Origin of the sequence: Polaribacter sp. (assembly GCF_049276715.1) — a bacterium.
Lineage (GTDB): Bacteria > Bacteroidota > Bacteroidia > Flavobacteriales > Flavobacteriaceae > Polaribacter.
Map to the genome: position 1 here is coordinate 22875 of NZ_JBASWY010000012.1, position 18952 is coordinate 41826.

8 protein-coding genes are annotated in these 18952 nt (G+C 32.8%); 6 read left to right on the forward strand and 2 right to left on the reverse strand.

Features of this window, described 5'->3' with window-relative positions; genetic code table 11:
• Together WAO74_RS03115 and WAO74_RS03120 are read right to left on the reverse strand one after the other, a co-directional pair.
• Positions 1-3066: a SusC/RagA family TonB-linked outer membrane protein gene (locus tag WAO74_RS03115; protein ID WP_422159602.1), complete on the reverse strand. Its 3066-nt coding sequence runs from the start codon at positions 3064-3066 to the stop codon at positions 1-3.
• 121 nt (positions 3067-3187) lie between these two features.
• On the reverse strand, positions 3188-7150 hold the full coding sequence (locus tag WAO74_RS03120) for a two-component regulator propeller domain-containing protein (RefSeq protein WP_422159604.1): 3963 nt from the start codon (positions 7148-7150) through the stop codon (positions 3188-3190).
• A 260-nt stretch (positions 7151-7410) separates the two neighbouring features.
• Here WAO74_RS03120 and WAO74_RS03125 point away from each other — a divergent pair, with 260 nt between their 5' ends.
• The 6 genes from WAO74_RS03125 to WAO74_RS03150 are packed head-to-tail and all read left to right on the forward strand — an operon-like array spanning position 7411 to position 18944.
• Positions 7411-8907, forward strand: a complete 1497-nt coding sequence (locus WAO74_RS03125; protein WP_422159606.1) for an arylsulfatase — start codon at positions 7411-7413, stop codon at positions 8905-8907.
• A 4-nt stretch (positions 8908-8911) separates the two neighbouring features.
• On the forward strand, positions 8912-10510 hold the full coding sequence (locus tag WAO74_RS03130; RefSeq protein ID WP_422159608.1) for a sulfatase: 1599 nt from the start codon (positions 8912-8914) through the stop codon (positions 10508-10510).
• Between the two features lie 60 nt (positions 10511-10570).
• Positions 10571-13003 carry a beta-galactosidase GalB gene (gene galB, locus WAO74_RS03135; protein WP_422159610.1) on the forward strand — a complete coding sequence of 811 codons (2433 nt, stop codon included), beginning with the start codon at positions 10571-10573 and terminating at the stop codon, positions 13001-13003.
• A gap of 59 nt (positions 13004-13062) precedes the next feature.
• Positions 13063-14973 (forward strand): alpha-L-fucosidase, encoded by a 1911-nt coding sequence (locus tag WAO74_RS03140; protein ID WP_422159612.1) that lies wholly within the window; start codon positions 13063-13065, stop codon positions 14971-14973.
• Positions 14974-15018: 45 nt separating this feature from the next.
• Complete coding sequence (locus tag WAO74_RS03145) at positions 15019-16653, forward strand: sodium:solute symporter family protein (RefSeq protein ID WP_422159614.1); 1635 nt, start codon at positions 15019-15021, stop codon at positions 16651-16653.
• Between the two features lie 2 nt (positions 16654-16655).
• Complete coding sequence (locus WAO74_RS03150) at positions 16656-18944, forward strand: FAD-dependent oxidoreductase (RefSeq protein ID WP_422159616.1); 2289 nt, start codon at positions 16656-16658, stop codon at positions 18942-18944.
• Positions 18945-18952: the final 8 nt, after the last annotated feature.

Sequence of the window (18952 nt, forward strand, 5' to 3'; positions counted from 1 at the left end):
TTATAATTTTAAATTGATTCCTAAAGTGATTGTTCTGTATAAAGGTGCAGCTCTGTTACTTTGAGTTCCAGAACCTCTCTCTGGATCGAAGTTTTCAAGACCTGTAAATGTTAAAAGGTTTTGTGCGCCTACAAATAATCTTAATTTGCTTAGATTCATTTTCTTTAATACATCACTAGGTAATGAGTAGCCTATTTCTAAGTTTTTAAGACGCAAGTATGAAGCGTCTTGGACATAAAAATCTGAAACAATTTGGTTGTTTTGGCCACCAACTCTTGGTAAACTGGTGCTTGGATTTTGAGGTGTCCATCTGTTTAACCAATACGTTAAAACATTACTGCGATCGTCTACCATTGGTAAATTACCATTTCCTTGAATTAATCTATCTACTCCATAAACTCCTTGAAATAAAAAGTTAAAATCGAAATTATTGTATTCAAAAGAAGCATTGAAGTTGTATAATAAATCTGGATTTGGATTTCCAATTACCACACGATCATCTTGGTTTACCACTCCATCTCCATTTGCATCAGCATATCTGATATCTCCAGGTCCTGTTGCCGTATTTCCAAATTGTGTTGGTGCATTGGCAATTTCGTTGATACTTTGAAAAATCCCGATTGCTTGATATCCGAAATAGGCTCTAAATGGCTCACCAATTCTTAAAATATTTGAAGCCGTAATTGTTTCTTCTCCACCTTCACCTAAACTTGTAACTTCGTTTCTAAAAAATGTGGTAAAGTTACCTCCAACATTGTATTTTAGTCCGCCAATATTTCCTCTATAACTTCCATTAAACTCAATACCTTCACTAACCATAGATGCTGAGTTTTTAGCTCCAATATTGGTTACACCGACTGTTGCAGGCACAGGGAAATTTGCATACAAAATATCGGTACTATTTTTTCTAAAATATCCTACTTCAATTTGAAGTTTGTTTCTTAACATTCCGAAATCAATACCAAAATCTAACAGTTCTGATTGTTCCCATCTAATAAAAGGATTTGCTAAAGAAGTAATAGCAACTCCACCTACAATTACGTCATTTCCTAAAACGTAATCCAATCCTGGATTATACGTTTGTTCATAAACATATCTTCCTGCACCTTTATCATTTCCTACCAACCCATAACTCACTCTCAATTTTAAATCATTGATGACTTCTACATCTTTCATAAAGTTTTCTTTAGAAATTTTCCATCCTAAAGAAGCAGATGGGAAAGCACCATATAAGTTGTCTGGACCAAAAGCGCTACCTGAAGCATCGTATCTAAAATTGATCTCTGCTAAATATTTTTCATCATAATTGTATTTTAATCTTCCAAAAAAGGATTGTTTTACATCTTCTGCTGCTCCACCACCAACTGACGGTTCAACGATTCCTCCTCCACTAAACTCTTCAATATTATCTGTAGGGAAACCACTTAAACTACCATTAAAACCATCTGTTTTAAAATAATAAATAGAATGTCCAACTAAGGCATCGAATTGATGCACTTGATTGAAAGTTTTACTGAATCGAATAATGTTTTCATTTAATAATGTTCGAGAAAAATTGGACGAATTTGATAAAGAATTCAAATCATTTTGAATGATAATATTTCCATCCCAATCTTTTTGTGTGTTTCTTGGGCTAAAATTAGATTCATCTGTATACACTAAATTGGCACTTCCACTGGTTTCGAAAGTAACGTTGTCTGTAATTTTAAAAGTCAGACCAAGGCGTGTACTTATATTCACCTGATTGCTTTCATAGTTTCCAAAATACCCTCTTCTTAAGGGGTTTTGTGTACCTAATGATGCATTTGTATTAAGGTAAGCCCCATCTACAAAACCATATTGCCCATTTGAATAAAATAATGGAATGGTTGGAGCTGCTCTTTGAAATGAATATATAATTCCATTATCGCCATCAAAAGCATCTTGACCTCCTGCTGGCCCTTTGTTTATTCGCCAAAAAGCATTGGTAACACTACTTATTTTTAACCAATCTTTTGCATCAGAATTAATATTTAAACTCATGTTGTAACGTTCAGTACTAAATTTACTGCGTACAATTGCTTCTTGGTTTAAAAACCCAAGAGACAATCTATAAGTTGTTTTATTATTTCCGCCAGAAATAGAAAGGTTGTGGTTTTGAAGTGGTGCTAACGTTAACACCTCATTTGCCCAATTTGTATTTGCAAATTGATCTGGTAAAGAACCTGTTGCAATTGCATCAATTTGAGCAGGGGTGTATCTTGGATCAAAATTGACCCCATTTTGATTTCTGAATTTTTCATTCATTAAGTTTGCATAATCTAAAGAACCTAAAAATTCTGGTTTTATAGTAGCTTGTTGAATACCGTAAAAACTGTTAAAACTTACTTCGAACTTATCTGCTTTACCTTTTCTTGTCGTTACCAAAACGACTCCATTTGCAGCTCTTGCACCATAAATTGCTAACGATGACGCGTCTTTTAAAACACTTATACTTTCAATATCAGAGGGTGCTAGTGCATTAAAAGCTCCTAAACCTTCGTATTGAATATTATCTATGACTATTAAAGGGGTTGTACTACCAAAAGTACCTATACCTCTAATTTGAATTGAAGAACCATCAGCACCTGGACTTCCAGATGTTTGAGATAATTGAACTCCAGAAAAACGCCCATACATTAGTTGACCAGAATTGGTAACTGGTTGGTTTACTTCATCTTTAAAAGTAACAGTTTGCACTGACCCTGTTAGGTTTACCTTTTTTTGAGTACCATAACCAACCACAACAATTTCGTCTAATTGATTCGCGCTTTCTTGAAGCACAATAGCATAGGTTTTTTTTGAATCTACTTTAAAAGACAGTGATTCATAACCTAGATAAGAAACCTCTATGGTTTCTCCTACAGAAGCAACCAAGGTAAAAGCCCCATCAAAATCGGTTGTTATTCCTCTAGTAGAGCCTTTTACAGTCAAAGAAGCTCCTGGTAACAAATTTCCATTTGGGTCGGATACTGTCCCTTTGATTGTATTTTGCGCAATACTTCCAAGGCTTAGAAGTAAGAGAAAATTTAAAATTAATACTTTCATACTTGAAATTTTGAATTAGTGATAAGTGTAAATTTGATTTAAACAAATTTCGAAAACTAATTACTTTTCAACTAGGTTAAATTGACCAAATGATGGGGATAAATAAGCCTAAGGTAGAGTTTTATCCGTCTGTTTTATATAATTCTGCATATTTAGAGGGCAAACACTTAAATTGTTTTTTAAACGAAGTTTTAAAATACTTGTAATCGTTAAAGCCTACTTCATATGAAATTTGACTTAAATTTAACTCAGAGGTAAGAATTAAATGTGCTGCTCTTTTTAAACGAATAGATCGAATAAAGGCAGATAGGGACAAACCAGTTAATGATTTAATTTTACGAAATAAACTAGATCTACTCATGTTTAATTCATCTACCATATTATCAATCCCGAATTCATGATTATCAATATTTTTTTCTACCAAAAGAATGGCTTTTGTAATAAATTTATTTTCGGTACCAGTATCCAATTCAACTTCTGAAGTTGTTGGTTCAAAACGAACTTTGTTTACCAAAAACGCTCTTAATTTATCTCTATTATCCAACAAACTTTCCACTCTTGCTTTGATTACTTTTGCATCAAATGGTTTTGTTACATAATCGTTAGCACCTGTTTTTAATCCTTCTATTTCAAAAACGGTTGAAGTTCGTGCTGTTAATAATATAATTGGTATGTGAGAAGTTATTATTTGAGATTTTAATTCTTTACACATCGTAATTCCGTCTTTTTCAGGCATCATTACATCACTAATAATCAAATCAGGAATTTCTTCAGACGCTTTTTTAAAACCAAGATTACCATCCTCTGCTTCAATTACGTTATAATCTTCAGAAAAAATATCTTTTAAATAACTTAAAATTTCAGGGTTATCATCAATAATAAGAACGGTATTCTTCTTGGGTTCAATTTTTAATGTATTGATATCAAAATCTTCGGAAGTAGTGCTTTTTGTATACCCACTAATATTGTCAGTCGTTATAAAGTTTTGATTGATATAATCTTCGTACAAATTAGGATTCATAGCTAATTTTATAATAAATTCTGTTCCTTCATTAAGTTTGCTTGTTACTGAAATGCTTCCAAAATGCAATTCCACTATCTTTTTTGAAAATGACAATCCAATACCACTTCCAATCATTTTTGCAGTGTTTGCTGATTTTATCTGGAAAAAGCGATCGAAAATTTTGTCTAAATCAGCTTCTTTCATTCCAATTCCTGTGTCTTTTACACTGATGATACAAAACTCTTCATCACTATCAACTTTAATACGAATTCGATTGCCTTGATCTGTATATTTTAGTGCATTTGAAATGATATTACATAACACAATTTCCATTTTATTTCGATCAAAAGGAAACTGAATTACTTCTTTGCTTGCTTTAAAATCATAACGAATATTTTTTGATTTGGCTGATTGTTTGAAATACAAGAAAACTTCGTTTGAAAAACGCACAAAATTTCCATGGGAAACATCTAAAGACAACAATCCATGATCTGCTTTTCTAAAATCTAATAATTGATTGATAAGGTTTAGTAATCTGTTGGTATTTTTATCTATATAATTTAAACTTTTATAAACTTTTGAAGGCAAATCATTACTATCTAACAATTCTTTTAAAGGGGTTACAATCAGTGTTAAGGGCGTTCTAAATTCATGTGAAATATTGGTAAAAAACATCAATTTTGCCTCTGTTAACTCAACTTCTTTTTCCTTATCAATTTTCGCAATTTCAAAGTCGTTTTTAAACTTGATTCTAGCATTATTTAACCTAACTAGATACACAATTATAAGTGTAATTATAAGAATATAAATACTAATGGCCCAAGCGCTTTTCCAAGGAGAACCAAACAACTTGATGGTTAAATATTTTGGTTTACTCCAGTTTTGATTGTCTCTTGATGAGCTAACTGCTAGTTTATAATTACCTGCGGATAAGCCTGCAAAATTAATTTCATTTCGGTTTTGCAAATCAATCCATTGCTCTTGATACCCTTCTAATTTATAACGATATTTTAAATTTAAATTTCCTAAAAAATCATTCACAACAAATCGTGTTGAGAAGAAATTTTGCTCGTATGTTAAATTAATGGCATCTGCATAATTAAAGTTTTTTGAAAGCATTGCATCTCCTTCTTGGTAACGAATTATTTGATTATTGACTCTTAAATTGGTAAAAATCAATTCAGGTATAATTTCATAATCTTTAATTTCTTGCGGATTAAAAAAGGTAACATTATCTATTCCTCCAAAAAAAATAGTTTCTCCTTTAAAATTGTAAAAACTATTATTGTTAAATGAAGTTGATTTTACACCATTAATATCTCCGTAACTTAAGATCGCTCTTTTAATATAGTCGTATTTTACGATCTCAGTATGCGTACTAAACCATAAATTAGATTGATTATCAAAAGTTACTGAACAGATAAAATCACTATTTAATCCGTCATTTTTTGTAAGAATTTCATCTATTTTAATGTCATCCCTCCTGTTGTTCAATTTTATCAATCCGTTTGGAGTTGCCAACCATATTTTACCATCTCTAATTGCCATAGAATTAATAATTACTGAAGGCAGTTTTTCTTTCAAAAATTTTCGTTGGTGAATAAATTCTTTACTTTCTCTATCATATAAATGGATTCCGTTATAAGTGCTCACCCAAATATCATTGGAACTATCTTTTACAATGGTCGTTACTCGATTACTTTCGAGTTTATTTTTTTTAAGGCTTTCATCATAAAAAATATAGTCGTCAATGTTTTCAACAGCGTTTAAAGTGGTAATTGCAAGCCCATTTTGTTGAGTTCCAATAAATAATTGGTTGCCATCCACTAAAAAAGAGGTCACTTTTTTAATTTTTGAAGTAGAAAAAGTAATTTTTTCGGTTATCAAATTAAAGATTGCAAAACCCTCTGAAGTACCTATATATATTGAGTTTTCATACTGATACAAGGCGTTTATTTTTACATCTCCCAGATCTTTTAGATGCTTTAAATTTGAAAAATCATCCCCAAAATAAACTCCTTTTAAAAGTGTTCCTAAAAATATTTTTTGATCGCTTTTATAAATACTTGTACAGTTTAAATACTCTTTAAAATCGGTTTTACTAATTTTTTGATCAATATTTTTAAACCCATTCCCTTTTAATATTTTTACAACTCCACCACCTGCTGTAGAAACCCAAGTAACATTATTTTTATCATTGTGAATGCTTAAAATTGTGGTATAATTTCCTTTCAACCTTTTAGAATCATCAGGAACTAATTCTATTTTATGAAATTTACTTACGTCCAAATTACTTCTGTAGACTCCTTTTCGCCAAGTTCCAATCCAAATTCTATTGTCTTTATCTAAAGATAAAGTTTTAGAAAAACCGCTAGAAACATCCGTTTCTATAGAATCAATTTTTTTTGATAGATAGTCATAACTATATAAATTGGTATCATCACCTGCCGAAGCTATCCAAATTTTATTTCTACTGGGATCTGATAAAATATTAGTTATTGAAAATTTAAAAGGAAAACTAGCAATTTTTTGAGTTTGACTATCAAACATATGCAACCTTACCCCATTGCAAAACCACATGTTGTTTTTAAAATCTTTAGTAATACTATAAACAGGTTGGTAATAGTTAAAATGATCAATTAAAACATCATTTTCAACATCAATTACAAAAACTCCGTTTTTCCAGGTTCCAATCCAAATATTTCCATTGGCATCTTGAGACAATGCTGTAATTCTTAAATCACCTTCGTTCGCATTATCTATTAAATAATTATAATCGGTAATTTTATTTTTTTTGATATCCAAATGGGAAAGCCCCCCACTTTTAGTTCCAATCCATAAATTAGCATCTTTATCAATAAAAAGTACTTCTATATTTTCGTTTAAAAGACCTTTGTATTTATCATTAGGTTTTATATAATCATAATCATAGCCATTAAATTTGGTAATTCCGTTTTCGGTTCCAATCCATTTCATATTCAAATCATCACTCACTAATGATGAAACATAGTTATGAGATAATCCCGATTTTGTAGTGATAAAATCAATTACATAATTCTCATCACTAGTTTGAGAATTCAAGTTAATTGAAAGGAAAAAAACAAATACACTAAAAAAACGAATAATCATTAAAAAAGGATTTTACAGATAAAAGTAATTAAATTAAACAAATAAACTAATTGTATTTGTAACTGAACGATTAAAAAAACAAATTGACTAGATAGCACCCATAAAACAGCACATTTGTCCCACAAGTCGACCAGTATATTTAAGTATATTTGAAGGATAACGTTTTTAAAATGAAAATCATTTCAATTAAAAAGATCATTTAAATATAGCAAATGGAATCGACACAATCGAAAGAAAAAAAAAAGGATTTTAGGATCTTCATTTTTCAACAAAAAAAATCTTTTTTACTATTTTTTTCCGCTCTTTTTTTAATTCTTACTTCTTTTTCAGATAGTAAAGATACATTTTTCAAAGCACCAAAAACATCAAGTTCAAAACCAAACATCATCTATATTTTAGCAGATGATTTGGGTTATGGTGATTTGAGTTGTTTTGGTCAAAACAGATTTAAAACTCCCAATATTGATCAACTTGCCAAAGAAGGAATGATTTTTACCCAACATTATTCTGGCTCATCAGTTTGTGCGCCTTCACGCTCATCATTGTTTACTGGTTTGCATACAGGCCACACATTTATTAGAGGAAATAAAGAAGTACGACCAGAAGGACAATTTCCTATTCCAGATGAAACTTTTACAATTGCTGAACTTTTAAAAGAAGAAGGTTATGCCACTGGAGCTTTTGGTAAATGGGGCTTGGGTTTTCCAGGATCTGAAGGTGACCCAATCAACCAAGGTTTTGATACTTTTTATGGTTATAATTGCCAACGTTTAGGACATCATTATTATCCGTATCATTTATGGGAAAATGATAAAAAAGTTATTTTAGAAGGCAATTCAGGCAAAAAAAAGGAGCAATATGCCCCAAATTTAATCCATCAAAAAGCACTTTCTTTTATAGATGAAAACAAAAATAAACCCTTCTTTTTATACTATCCAAGTGTGATTCCGCATGCAGAATTAGCCGCACCAAAAGAATATCTAGAAAAATTTATTGGAAAATTCGAACCCGAAAAAGCCTACAAAGGCTTGGATGAAGGTGAAAAGTATAGAGATGGAAATTACGAATCACAACAATATGCTCATGCCGCATTTGTAGCTATGATAACTCTTTTGGATGATCAAGTAGGTGAAATTGTTCAAAAAATTAAAGACTTAGGGCTAGAAAAAAACACCATTTTTATTTTTACTTCAGATAATGGTCCACATCAAGAAGGAGGAGCTGACCCAAATTATTTTAATAGTAATGGAAACTTAAAAGGCTATAAAAGAGACTTATTTGAAGGCGGAATTCGAGTGCCAATGATTGCAAAATGGAAAGGTGCCATTGCAGAAGGAACCACCACAGATCACATTTCAGCTTTTTGGGATGTTTTCCCCACTTTTTCTGAGATTGTTTCTAAGGAAACAAAAAATGATGTAGATGGAATTTCATTTTTACCAACCTTACTTGGTAAGCCTATTCAACAAAAACAACATAACTATTTGTATTGGGAATTTCACGAACTTGGTGGACGACAAGCCATCAGAAAAGGTGATTGGAAATTGGTAAAACACCATGTAAAAAAAGAAAGTGTTTATTATTTATTCAACTTGAAATTAGATCCGAGTGAAACAAAAAACCTTGCTGATGAATTTAAAGAAAAACGAATAGAATTAACTAAAATTTTAGAAAATGCACGAAGTAAATCAGCTTATTTTAATTTTTAAAAAAATGAATTATAAACTCTTTTTACTGATGTTAATCGTATTTTTCTCCTGTAAAAATACCGAGCAAAAAACAACTACTAAAACAGTAAACATTCCACAAAAACCAAATGTTCTATTTATTTTGGTAGATGATTTAGGGATCAACGATTTGAGTTTTACTGGAAGTACTTTTCACGAAACTCCACATATTGATTCTCTTGCCAACCAAAGTTTTGTGTTTACCCAAGGTTATGCTGGTAGTAGAGTTTGTAGTCCGTCAAGAGCTACTATCATGACAGGAAAATTTTCAGCCAGACATGGAATTACAGATTGGATTGGCGCAAAAACTGGAGAAGATTGGCGTTCTAAGAACAGGCATGACAAACTATTGCCAGCTACTTATGTAGAGGCTTTACCAAATGAAGATATTACCCTTGCTGAAGCCTTAAAAGCCAATGGTTACAACACCTTTTTTGCCGGAAAATGGCATTTGGGTGATGAAGGATCCTATCCTGAAGACCATGGTTTTGACATTAATATTGGTGGCTATGATAGTGGCAGTCCTAAAGGAGGTTATTTTGCACCATTCAACAATCCAAAAATGAAAGATGGTCCTGATGGCGAAAACTTAACCACAAGATTGGCCAATGAAACTGCCAACTTTATGAAAAAAAACGATTCCGCGCCTTTTTTCGCATTCTTATCTTTTTATGCGGTTCATGGCCCAATTCAAACCTCTCCAAAAAAATGGGAAAAATACCGAAACAAAGCTGAAAAGCAAGGAATCAAAGAGACTGGTTTTGCAATGGAAAAGAATTTGCCCATTCGTGTAACGCAAGACAATCCTATTTATGCAGGTTTGGTAGAAAGTATGGATGATGCTGTGGGTATCGTTATGAAAGCTTTGAAAGAAAATGGGTTGGACAAAAACACCATTGTGGTTTTTACTTCCGATAATGGAGGTGTTTCTTCTGGTGATAGTTTTTCAACAGCAAGTTTGCCTTTTAAAGGTGGCAAAGGCTATCAATATGAAGGAGGCATTAGAGAGCCTTATTTGATATACATTCCTTGGTTGTCAGCAACAAAAAAGGAAAAGGAGTATCCTGTTACTGGTGCTGATTTTTATCCGACTTTATTAGATTTTGCCAATGGTAAGTTGTTGCCAAATCAACACAAAGATGGGGTGAGTTTGCGTCCAATTATTGAAAATAATGCAACTTTAGCAGAAAGACCTTTGTATTGGCATTATCCACATTATGGCAATCAAGGTGGTGATCCTTCTTCAATTATTAGAAAAGGAAAATGGAAATTGATTCATTATTATGAAGACAATTCTAATGAACTGTATGATTTAGAAACGGATCCTTTTGAGCAAAAAAATGTAGCTGCTAAATTTCTAGAGATTAGTAAAAACTTATACCACCAATTAAAAAATTGGTTGACATCCGTAAATGCAAAATACCCAGAAATAGACCCCAAATTTGATGCTGAAAAACGCAAAAAATATGAAGAATATACACGTACAGTTCGATTGAAAAATTTAGAAAATGACAGAATTAAAATGTTTCAGCCTAATTTTTCACCCAACAAAGATTGGTGGGGAAGTAATATTACTGTTGATTAATTTTGAGAAAAAATGAAACATAAACGCTTTATATTCCAATCATTCATTTGCATTTTAATATTGAATTTTTTCAGTGTTTTTGGGCAATCAAGAGAACGTGTTTCTTTTAATGAAGATTGGCTTTTTCACAAAACAGATACGTTAACTGCTTTTGAAACTAATTTTGATGATGCCTCTTGGCGCAAATTGTCAGTGCCTCATGATTGGGCGATTGAAGGCCCTTTTAAACCTGAATACAATTTAAGAACAGGAGGATTGCCTGTTTTTGGAATGGCTTGGTATCGCAAACATTTTACCATTGATGCTTCGAAAAAAGGACAAATCATTAAGCTGGAATTTGACGGTATTATGAATAATTCAACCATTTTTATCAATGGAAAAAAAGTATATCATAGACCTTTTGGATATATTGGGTTTGAAATTGACATTACTCCTTACATTGATTTTGAAAAGAAAAATGTGATTGCAGTACAAGTAAATCCTGAAGTTTTGTCATCAAGATGGTATGCAGGAGCAGGAATTTATAGAAATGTTTGGATAGAAACTAAAAATCCACTGCACATAAAACATTGGGGAACTCAAATTACAACTCCCACAATTTCTGATGACAAAGCAACTATCGCTATTGAAACGACTGTTGAAAATTCAGCTAAAAATACCTCTGAAAATTTGATTTTAGAAACCACTATTTTTGATGAAATCGGAAATCAAGTTGCCATACTATCCTCTAAAATTGATTTTAAAAAATCAAAGAGTATTAAAATCAACCAAAAAAGTGTGATTTCAAATCCTAAAAAATGGGATTTTGAAACACCTCATATTTACAAAGTGGTTTCAAAAATCTTAGAAAAAGATCAAGAAATTGATCAATATACCTCGTCTTTTGGCATCAGAACCATTTCATTTTCACGCAAAGGTTTCTTTTTAAACGGAAGAAAAGAAAAAATAAAAGGAGTTTGTTTGCATCATGATTTAGGGCCTTTAGGAACTGCTGTAAATTACAGAGCCACAGAAAGACAGTTGCAAATCATGAAAGAAATGGGCATTAATGCCATTCGAACTTCGCACAATCCACCTTCGCCAGAACAATTGGAATTGTGTGATAAAATGGGAATTTTATTGCAAGTTGAAGCATTTGATGGATGGAAAATTCCCAAAACCGAAAATGATTACAATAAATATTGGGATGAATGGTATGAAACCGATTTGCGAGATATGATCAAACGTGATCGAAATCATCCCTCTGTGATCATGTGGAGTATTGGAAATGAAGTGGGTGAGCAAAAATCAAAAGAGGGTCATTTGATATCGAAAAAATTGGTTGCCATTTGCCACGAAGAAGATTCAACAAGACCTGCAACTGCTGGTTTTAATCAACTTACACAAGCGCTGACAAATGGTTTGGGAACTCCTTTGGATATTGTAGGAGCCAATTACAAACCAAGCATGTACGCAAAAGTGATGAAAGAAAACCCAAATATAATTGTATATGGTTCTGAAACTGCTTCTACAGTTTCGTCAAGAGGCGTATATCATTTGCCATTAAAAAAATACGATAAACACCCTTCATTACAGGTAAATAGTTACGATTTTAACAGTCCTCCTTGGGCATATCCACCTGATATTGAATTTGAAGCGCAAGACAAAAATCCGAATGTAATTGGAGAATTTATTTGGACAGGGTTTGATTATTTGGGCGAACCCACACCTTATGGAGGAAAAGACAATTTAACACATGGTAATTGGTTAGAAGATTGGCCCTCAAGAAGTTCTTATTTTGGAGCGGTTGATTTGGCAGGATTCCCCAAAGATCGTTTTTATTTATATCAAAGTCAATGGACACAAAAACCCATGATTCATATTTTGCCACATTGGAACTGGGAAAATTCTGGCATTAAAGAAATTCCTGTGTTTTGCTATACCAATGCTGAAGAAGCAGAATTGTTTGTAAACGGAAAATCGCTAGGAAAAAAGAAAAAAGGGGTTGACAAAACCCGAATTCCCGTTGATTTTTTTGGATGGAATAAAAAAGAAAAGTATTTTGATTCTCCATACAGATTGAGTTGGAATGTGCCTTTTGAAGCTGGAGAAATTGAAATTGTTGGCTACAACCAAGGAAAAGAAGTTGCCCGAAAAATAATCAAAACAGCATCAAAACCCGCTCAAATTTCAATGGATGCAGATAGAAATGAAATCAATACAGATGGCGAAGATTTGTCTTTTATAACGGTTAAAATCGAAGATGAAAAAGGGAATTTTCATCCTTTAGCAAATAATTTAGTGAATTTTAAAATCACAGGACCAGCAACCATTGCTGCTGTTGGAAATGGTGATGCAACCTCCACAGAACCTTTTCAGGCAAACTATCGAAAAGCATTTAACGGACTTTGTCTATTAGTCATTAAAAGTAAAAAAGGTGAAAAAGGTGAAATTATTATTGAAGCGAATTCAGCAGGATTACAAGGGCAAACTATAAAAATCCAAACAAAATAAAAACATTCATTGTGAACAGAACGTATTGGTTTATCCGTATTTTTAAACAATCATCTAAAATGTATTTTTTTACGTTGTATTTTTTAATGTGTCAAATCTCAGTGTATGCACAAAATTCAACCATTGAAAAAGAGGAAACCAACCTCATCATCAATGCAGATTTTGAAACTGGCAATTTAGAAGGATGGAAACATTGGAAAACCAAAGGTGCTCTTATCACTAATGAGTCTTTTTTAGGAAAATATGCCGTTAAAATAGGACCAGAAAGAGCCTTTTGCATTCAAGAAGCCAAGGTAAAATCCAATAGTTTATATCGAATTTCAGCTTATGTAAAAACAACTTCAGGCGCAGAAGAAGTACAATTAATGGTCAGTGATTTTGGTGGTGTTGCAAAATCGGTTTCTAGTGCCTTGACTGAGTATACCAAAGTAAGCATCGAATTTCAAACAGCTTTCAGCACCAATAAATTATTGGTTTCATTAAGTCATATTTCAGGAAATGGATTTGGATTTGCAGATCAAATTACCTTAACTTTTTTAGGTGAAGCGCCAAAACCAACGATTCAAGAGTTTGTGAAAATTCCGAAAAGAATCATCAAAGAAGAAAATGGAGTGGCGCAATTGCCCAACGAAAAAATGGAATGGTTTCTTAATGACAAGTTTGGCATGTTTATTCATTGGGGTGTTTATGCAGCCATGGATGAAGGCGCTGAATGGGTAAGACATCAAGAAGCTTGGGGATTTGAATATTACCAACGAAGAGCCAAAAATCCTGAAACGGGTTTTACTGCTGCCAAATTTGATGCATCAAAATGGACTGAGTTAGCCAAAAAAGCAGGCATGAAATACATCGCTTTAACTACAAGGCATCATGATGGATATGCGCTTTTTGACAGCAAATATCCTTTCAGTTGGTCTAGCAAAAAAGATTTAGGAAGAGATTTTATCAAGGAATATGTAGCTGCTGCAAGAGCTTCTGGACTTCATTTAGGGATGTATTATTCGCCTATGAGTTGGCGTTATCCTGGTTATTATGATGTCACTGGAAAAGATGTAAAACCCAATGTTTGGGGTTATAAAACCGCTGCTTGGCACAAAGAAGATGCGCGTGATATGAAAGAAGAAGTGTACGAACAAGTTACCACAATTTTAAAAGAGTATGGTAAAATAGATTATATGTTTTGGGACGGAGGTTGGCTAGGGCAATCTTTCAATCCTGAATTGGAACGCACTTTTTGGGATTCAGGTAGGTATCAAAACCCAAAAAACGAATGGCCCGTAAATGAAAAATATATCACCAAAGATGAAACAGGAAATCCTTTAGGAATTATGGGATTGGTTCGCAAATACCAACCAGAAATGATTGTCAATGAACGTTTTGGTTGGATTGGAGATGTACATGCTGAAGAGGGTGTGAGTGCTACTTCAGGCGATATTCGCTTTGAGCATTATGGCGAAAAATGCGTGAGTTTGCAAAAAGGTGGTTGGGGTTACAGGCCTAATAGAGACGTTTTTTCTTTTGAAGAAGTTGCTGTTTATTTATCAAATTGTGTGGTGAGAAACATCAATTTATTGTTGAATGTAGCTCCAGATAGAGAAGGTGTGATTCCTCAAAATCAACAAGAAGTATTGCTTCAAACAGGTGATTGGTTATCAAAAGTTGGAAACGCAGTTTATGGGACAAAAGGTGGCCCTTGGCAACCACTTTTTGGCGAATATGGATTCACTTTTAAAGAAAATAAAATTTACTGTCATATTTATAAAGATTATCGCGATTTTAAAACAAACTCTTTTACAACACAATCTCTAGGAACTAAGAAAGTAAGTAAAGTAATCAATCTTTTTGATGGAAAAGAACTGAAATGGATTAAAAACAAAAACAAAACCATCACAATTAGTGGCGTGGATTATGGATTAAATCCAGCAACAACAATACTAGAAATTACACTTGCAGAATCAGTGTATAAATAGGATTTAAAAAAATAGTACTCACTAAATTAACCAAAATTAAAATTTATGTCAACAACCGATTATATTGTAATTTTAATATTCTCACTGCTCATTGTTATTGCAGGATTGTCTTTTAGAAAAAGTGGCTCAGATATGAAAAGCTATTTTGCAGCTGGTGGCGCAGTTCCTTGGTCTATAAACGGACTTTCGCTTTATATGAGTTTTTTTTCAGCGGGGACTTTTGTTGTTTGGGGTTCAATCGCTTATGAATTAGGTTGGGTTGCAATTACTATTCAATTAGCAATGTGTTTTGGTGGTTTCATAGTTGCATTTGTCATTGCTCCCCAATGGCGAAAAACCAACGTATTAACAGCAGCAGAATTTGTAAGAAAACGTTTGGGCGATAAAGTGCAAAAGTTTTATACCTACATTATTTTATTACTTTCATTGGCATATACAGGCGCATTTTTATATCCTGTAGCAAAAATTGTAAACGTTTCTACAGGTTGGTCAATCAACGCTTGTGTTGTTATCATTGGATTATTAATTCTTTTATATACTGTTGTTGGTGGACTTTGGGCTGTAATTGTTACAGATGTTTTGCAATTTGTGATTCTTACTGCAGCAGTTTTATTAGTCGTGTTTTTAGCTTTAGAACAAGTTGGTGGTATTGATGGTTTTTTAACTTCACTTCCTGCTGATGCTTGGAAAGCCACAAGTGAAGAATACAGTTGGTGGTTTATACTTGCTTTCGCAATCTATAATGTGATTTTTATTGGAGGAAATTGGGCATACGTTCAACGTTACACAAGTGTAAAAAACGCAAAAGATGCAAAGAAAGTTGGCTTAACTTTTGGGTGGATTTATCTTGTAAGTCCATTTATTTGGATGTTGCCACCCATGATTTATAAAATTATCAATCCTGATTTATCAGGATTAGAAAGTGAAGGCGCATACATGCTTATTTGTAAACAAGTTTTACCAATAGGAATGTTAGGATTGATGTTAGGTGGAATGGTCTTTGCAACTGCAAGTTCCGTAAACACTACATTAAATTTAGCTGCTTCTGTAATTACAAATGATTTATACTTGGTTTTTAAACCCAAAGCAAGTTTGAAAGAAATCATGAATGTAGCAAAACTGTCAACAGTATTATTTGGTATTGGAACTATCATTGTTGCATTATTAGTTCCTTCTGTAGGAGGAATTGTCAACGTAGTTTTAAGTATTGGAGCTGTCACAGGTTGTTCATTGTATGGTCCGCCAATTTGGGCCTTGTTTTCAAAAAGACATTCAGGGAAATCTATCTTGATTATTACAATCATTAGTTTGACAATCAATATCGGATTCAAATTTTTTGCAACACTTTCAAGAGCAGATGAAATGCTTTTAGGTACCTTATCTCCATTTATTCTTTTGGCTTTGTACGATTTGTATGCAAAATTCAAAGGAATCAATTTCAGTCAAGATTTTATCAATTATAAAAATCACGAAACTCCAGATCTTTCTGCTACATCAGATGTTGCTCAAAACGTATTTGGCATGAAAGTTTTAGGAAATACTTTGATAGCAGTAGGTGCATTAATTGCTGGTTTAGGAATCATCTCAGAAAGTTCAAAAGGTCTGATTATTTCAATTGGTACTGTCATTATTGGAATTGCATTATTTATTCATCCATTCGTAAAATTTAAAAAAGTATAAAAATGATTCAAGAGTATTTTGTAAAAGAACAAAGAACCATCAAACGTATTGATATTCAGTCTGATTTTGTAATTGTTGGTGGTGGTTTATCTGGTGTTTGTGCAGCTATTTCAGCAGCTCGTTCTGGACTCAAAGTGGTTTTGGTGCAAGATCGTCCTGTTTTAGGAGGAAATGCTTCAAGCGAAGTGAGACTTTGGAGTTTGGGAGCAACTTCGCACATGGGAAACAACAACAGATGGAGTCGTGAAGGTGGATTGATTAATGAAATATTATTAGATAATTTAAAAAGAAACAAAGAAGGAAATCCTTTGATTTTTGATACTGTTTTATTGGAAAAGGTTTATGAGGAGAAAAACATAATTCTACTTTTAAACACGGCTGTTTACGAAATTTCAAAAAAAAATGATGCTGAAATAAAAGGAATTGTTGGTTTTTGTAGTCAAAATAGTACAACTTATAGCGTTGAAGCGCCACTTTTTTGTGATGCTTCAGGTGATGGAATTGTTGGGTTTATGGCAGGTGCTTCTTTTAGAATGGGAGCTGAAGAAGGCAACGAATTTGACGAAGGTTTTGCACCTAATATTGAAGATTATGGAAATCTTTTAGGACATTCTTTGTATTTCTATACCAAAGAAATGAATCAACCAATTTCTTACACAGCCCCTTCTTTTGCTATAAAAAATGCTGAAGAATTGCCAAGAATCAAAAATTATCAATTGGGTGATCATGGTTGCAGATTGTGGTGGGTTGAATATGGTGGAAGATTAGATACGATTCACGATTCTGAAAACATAAAATTCGAACTCTGGAAAGTTGTTTACGGAATTTGGGATTACATTAAAAATAGTGGAAAATATCCAGAAGCTAAAAACTTAACCTTAGAATGGGTTGGTACGATTCCTGGAAAGCGTGAAAGTCGTCGTTTTGAAGGAGATTTCATGCTTTCTCAAAAAGATATTGTAGAACAACGTGATTATGATGACGCCATTGCTCATGGTGGTTGGGCAATGGATTTGCATCCTGCAGATGGTATTTATAGCAAGCATAGTTCTTGCACACAATGGCATTCTAAAGGTGTATATCAAATTCCTTACAGATGTTTTTATTCAAAAGACATCAAAAATCTATTTTTAGCAGGGCGTATTATTAGTGCTTCACACGTGGCTTTTGGCTCAACAAGAGTGATGCTTACTTGTGCATTAGGTGCACAAGCTGTTGGAGAAGCTGCTGCACTTTGTTTTAAAAATAATTGGAAACCTCGTGATGTTTCAACAAATGAAAACATCAAATTGTTGCAATTAGAGTTGAACAGAAAAGGACAAAGTATTCCTAGAATTAATTTGATTGATGCTTCTGACAAAGTTAAAAATGCAACCATTTCAGCTTCGTCAAACTTGATTTTTAACGGATTTAACAATAGTGATGCTTGGCAAATATTAACGTTTAGCACAGCACAATTACTTCCTTTAGAAGCAAATACATCCTATTCTTTTAATTTTGAATTAGAAGCTCTTGAAGATACAATTCTTGAAGTTCAGTTCAGAATAGCTGCTGAAAACCGAAATTTTACTCCTGAAAAAACATTGCATCTTGAAAAATTTCACCTCAACAAAGGGTTGAATCAAATCACCTTCAACACCGAAGCAATTTTAGAACAAAAACAATATGCTTTTGTTTGTTTGATGAAAAATGAAGCAATCAAAGTTCGTTTATCAAATGAACGTTGTTCAGCAATTATGACCGTTCAAAACCGAATTAACAAAGCTGTTTCAAATTATGGAAAACAAGAACCGCCAAAAGATGTGGCAATTGATAGTTTTGAGTTTTGGACTCCAGAAAGAAGACCCAATGGTAAAAATTTGGCTTTTTCAGTAAGCCCATCTTTGTCAGTTTTTGAATCTGAAAATATAACAAACAGCGAAATAAGACCAAATCCAAATGGCGAAACCAATGTTTGGATTGCGTCAAAAGAGGATGAAAATCCTAGTATTCATTTTTCTTGGAATGAAGAAATTTCGTTTAAAAAAATAAAATTATTTTTTGATTGTGATTATGATCATGCACTTGAAAGCACTTTGATGGGACATCCTGAAGAGACAATTCCATTTGTCATAAGCAATTATTTTATTGAGGATGACAAAGCAAAATTATTGAAAAAGGTGGAAAATAATTATCAAGCTATCAATGAAATTAATTTTGATAATAATATTATAACCAAATCGTTAACTTTCAGGTTTTTACGAAACAAGCAAAATATTCCAGTTTCTGTGTTTAAAATTTCATTGTTTTAATATTGATA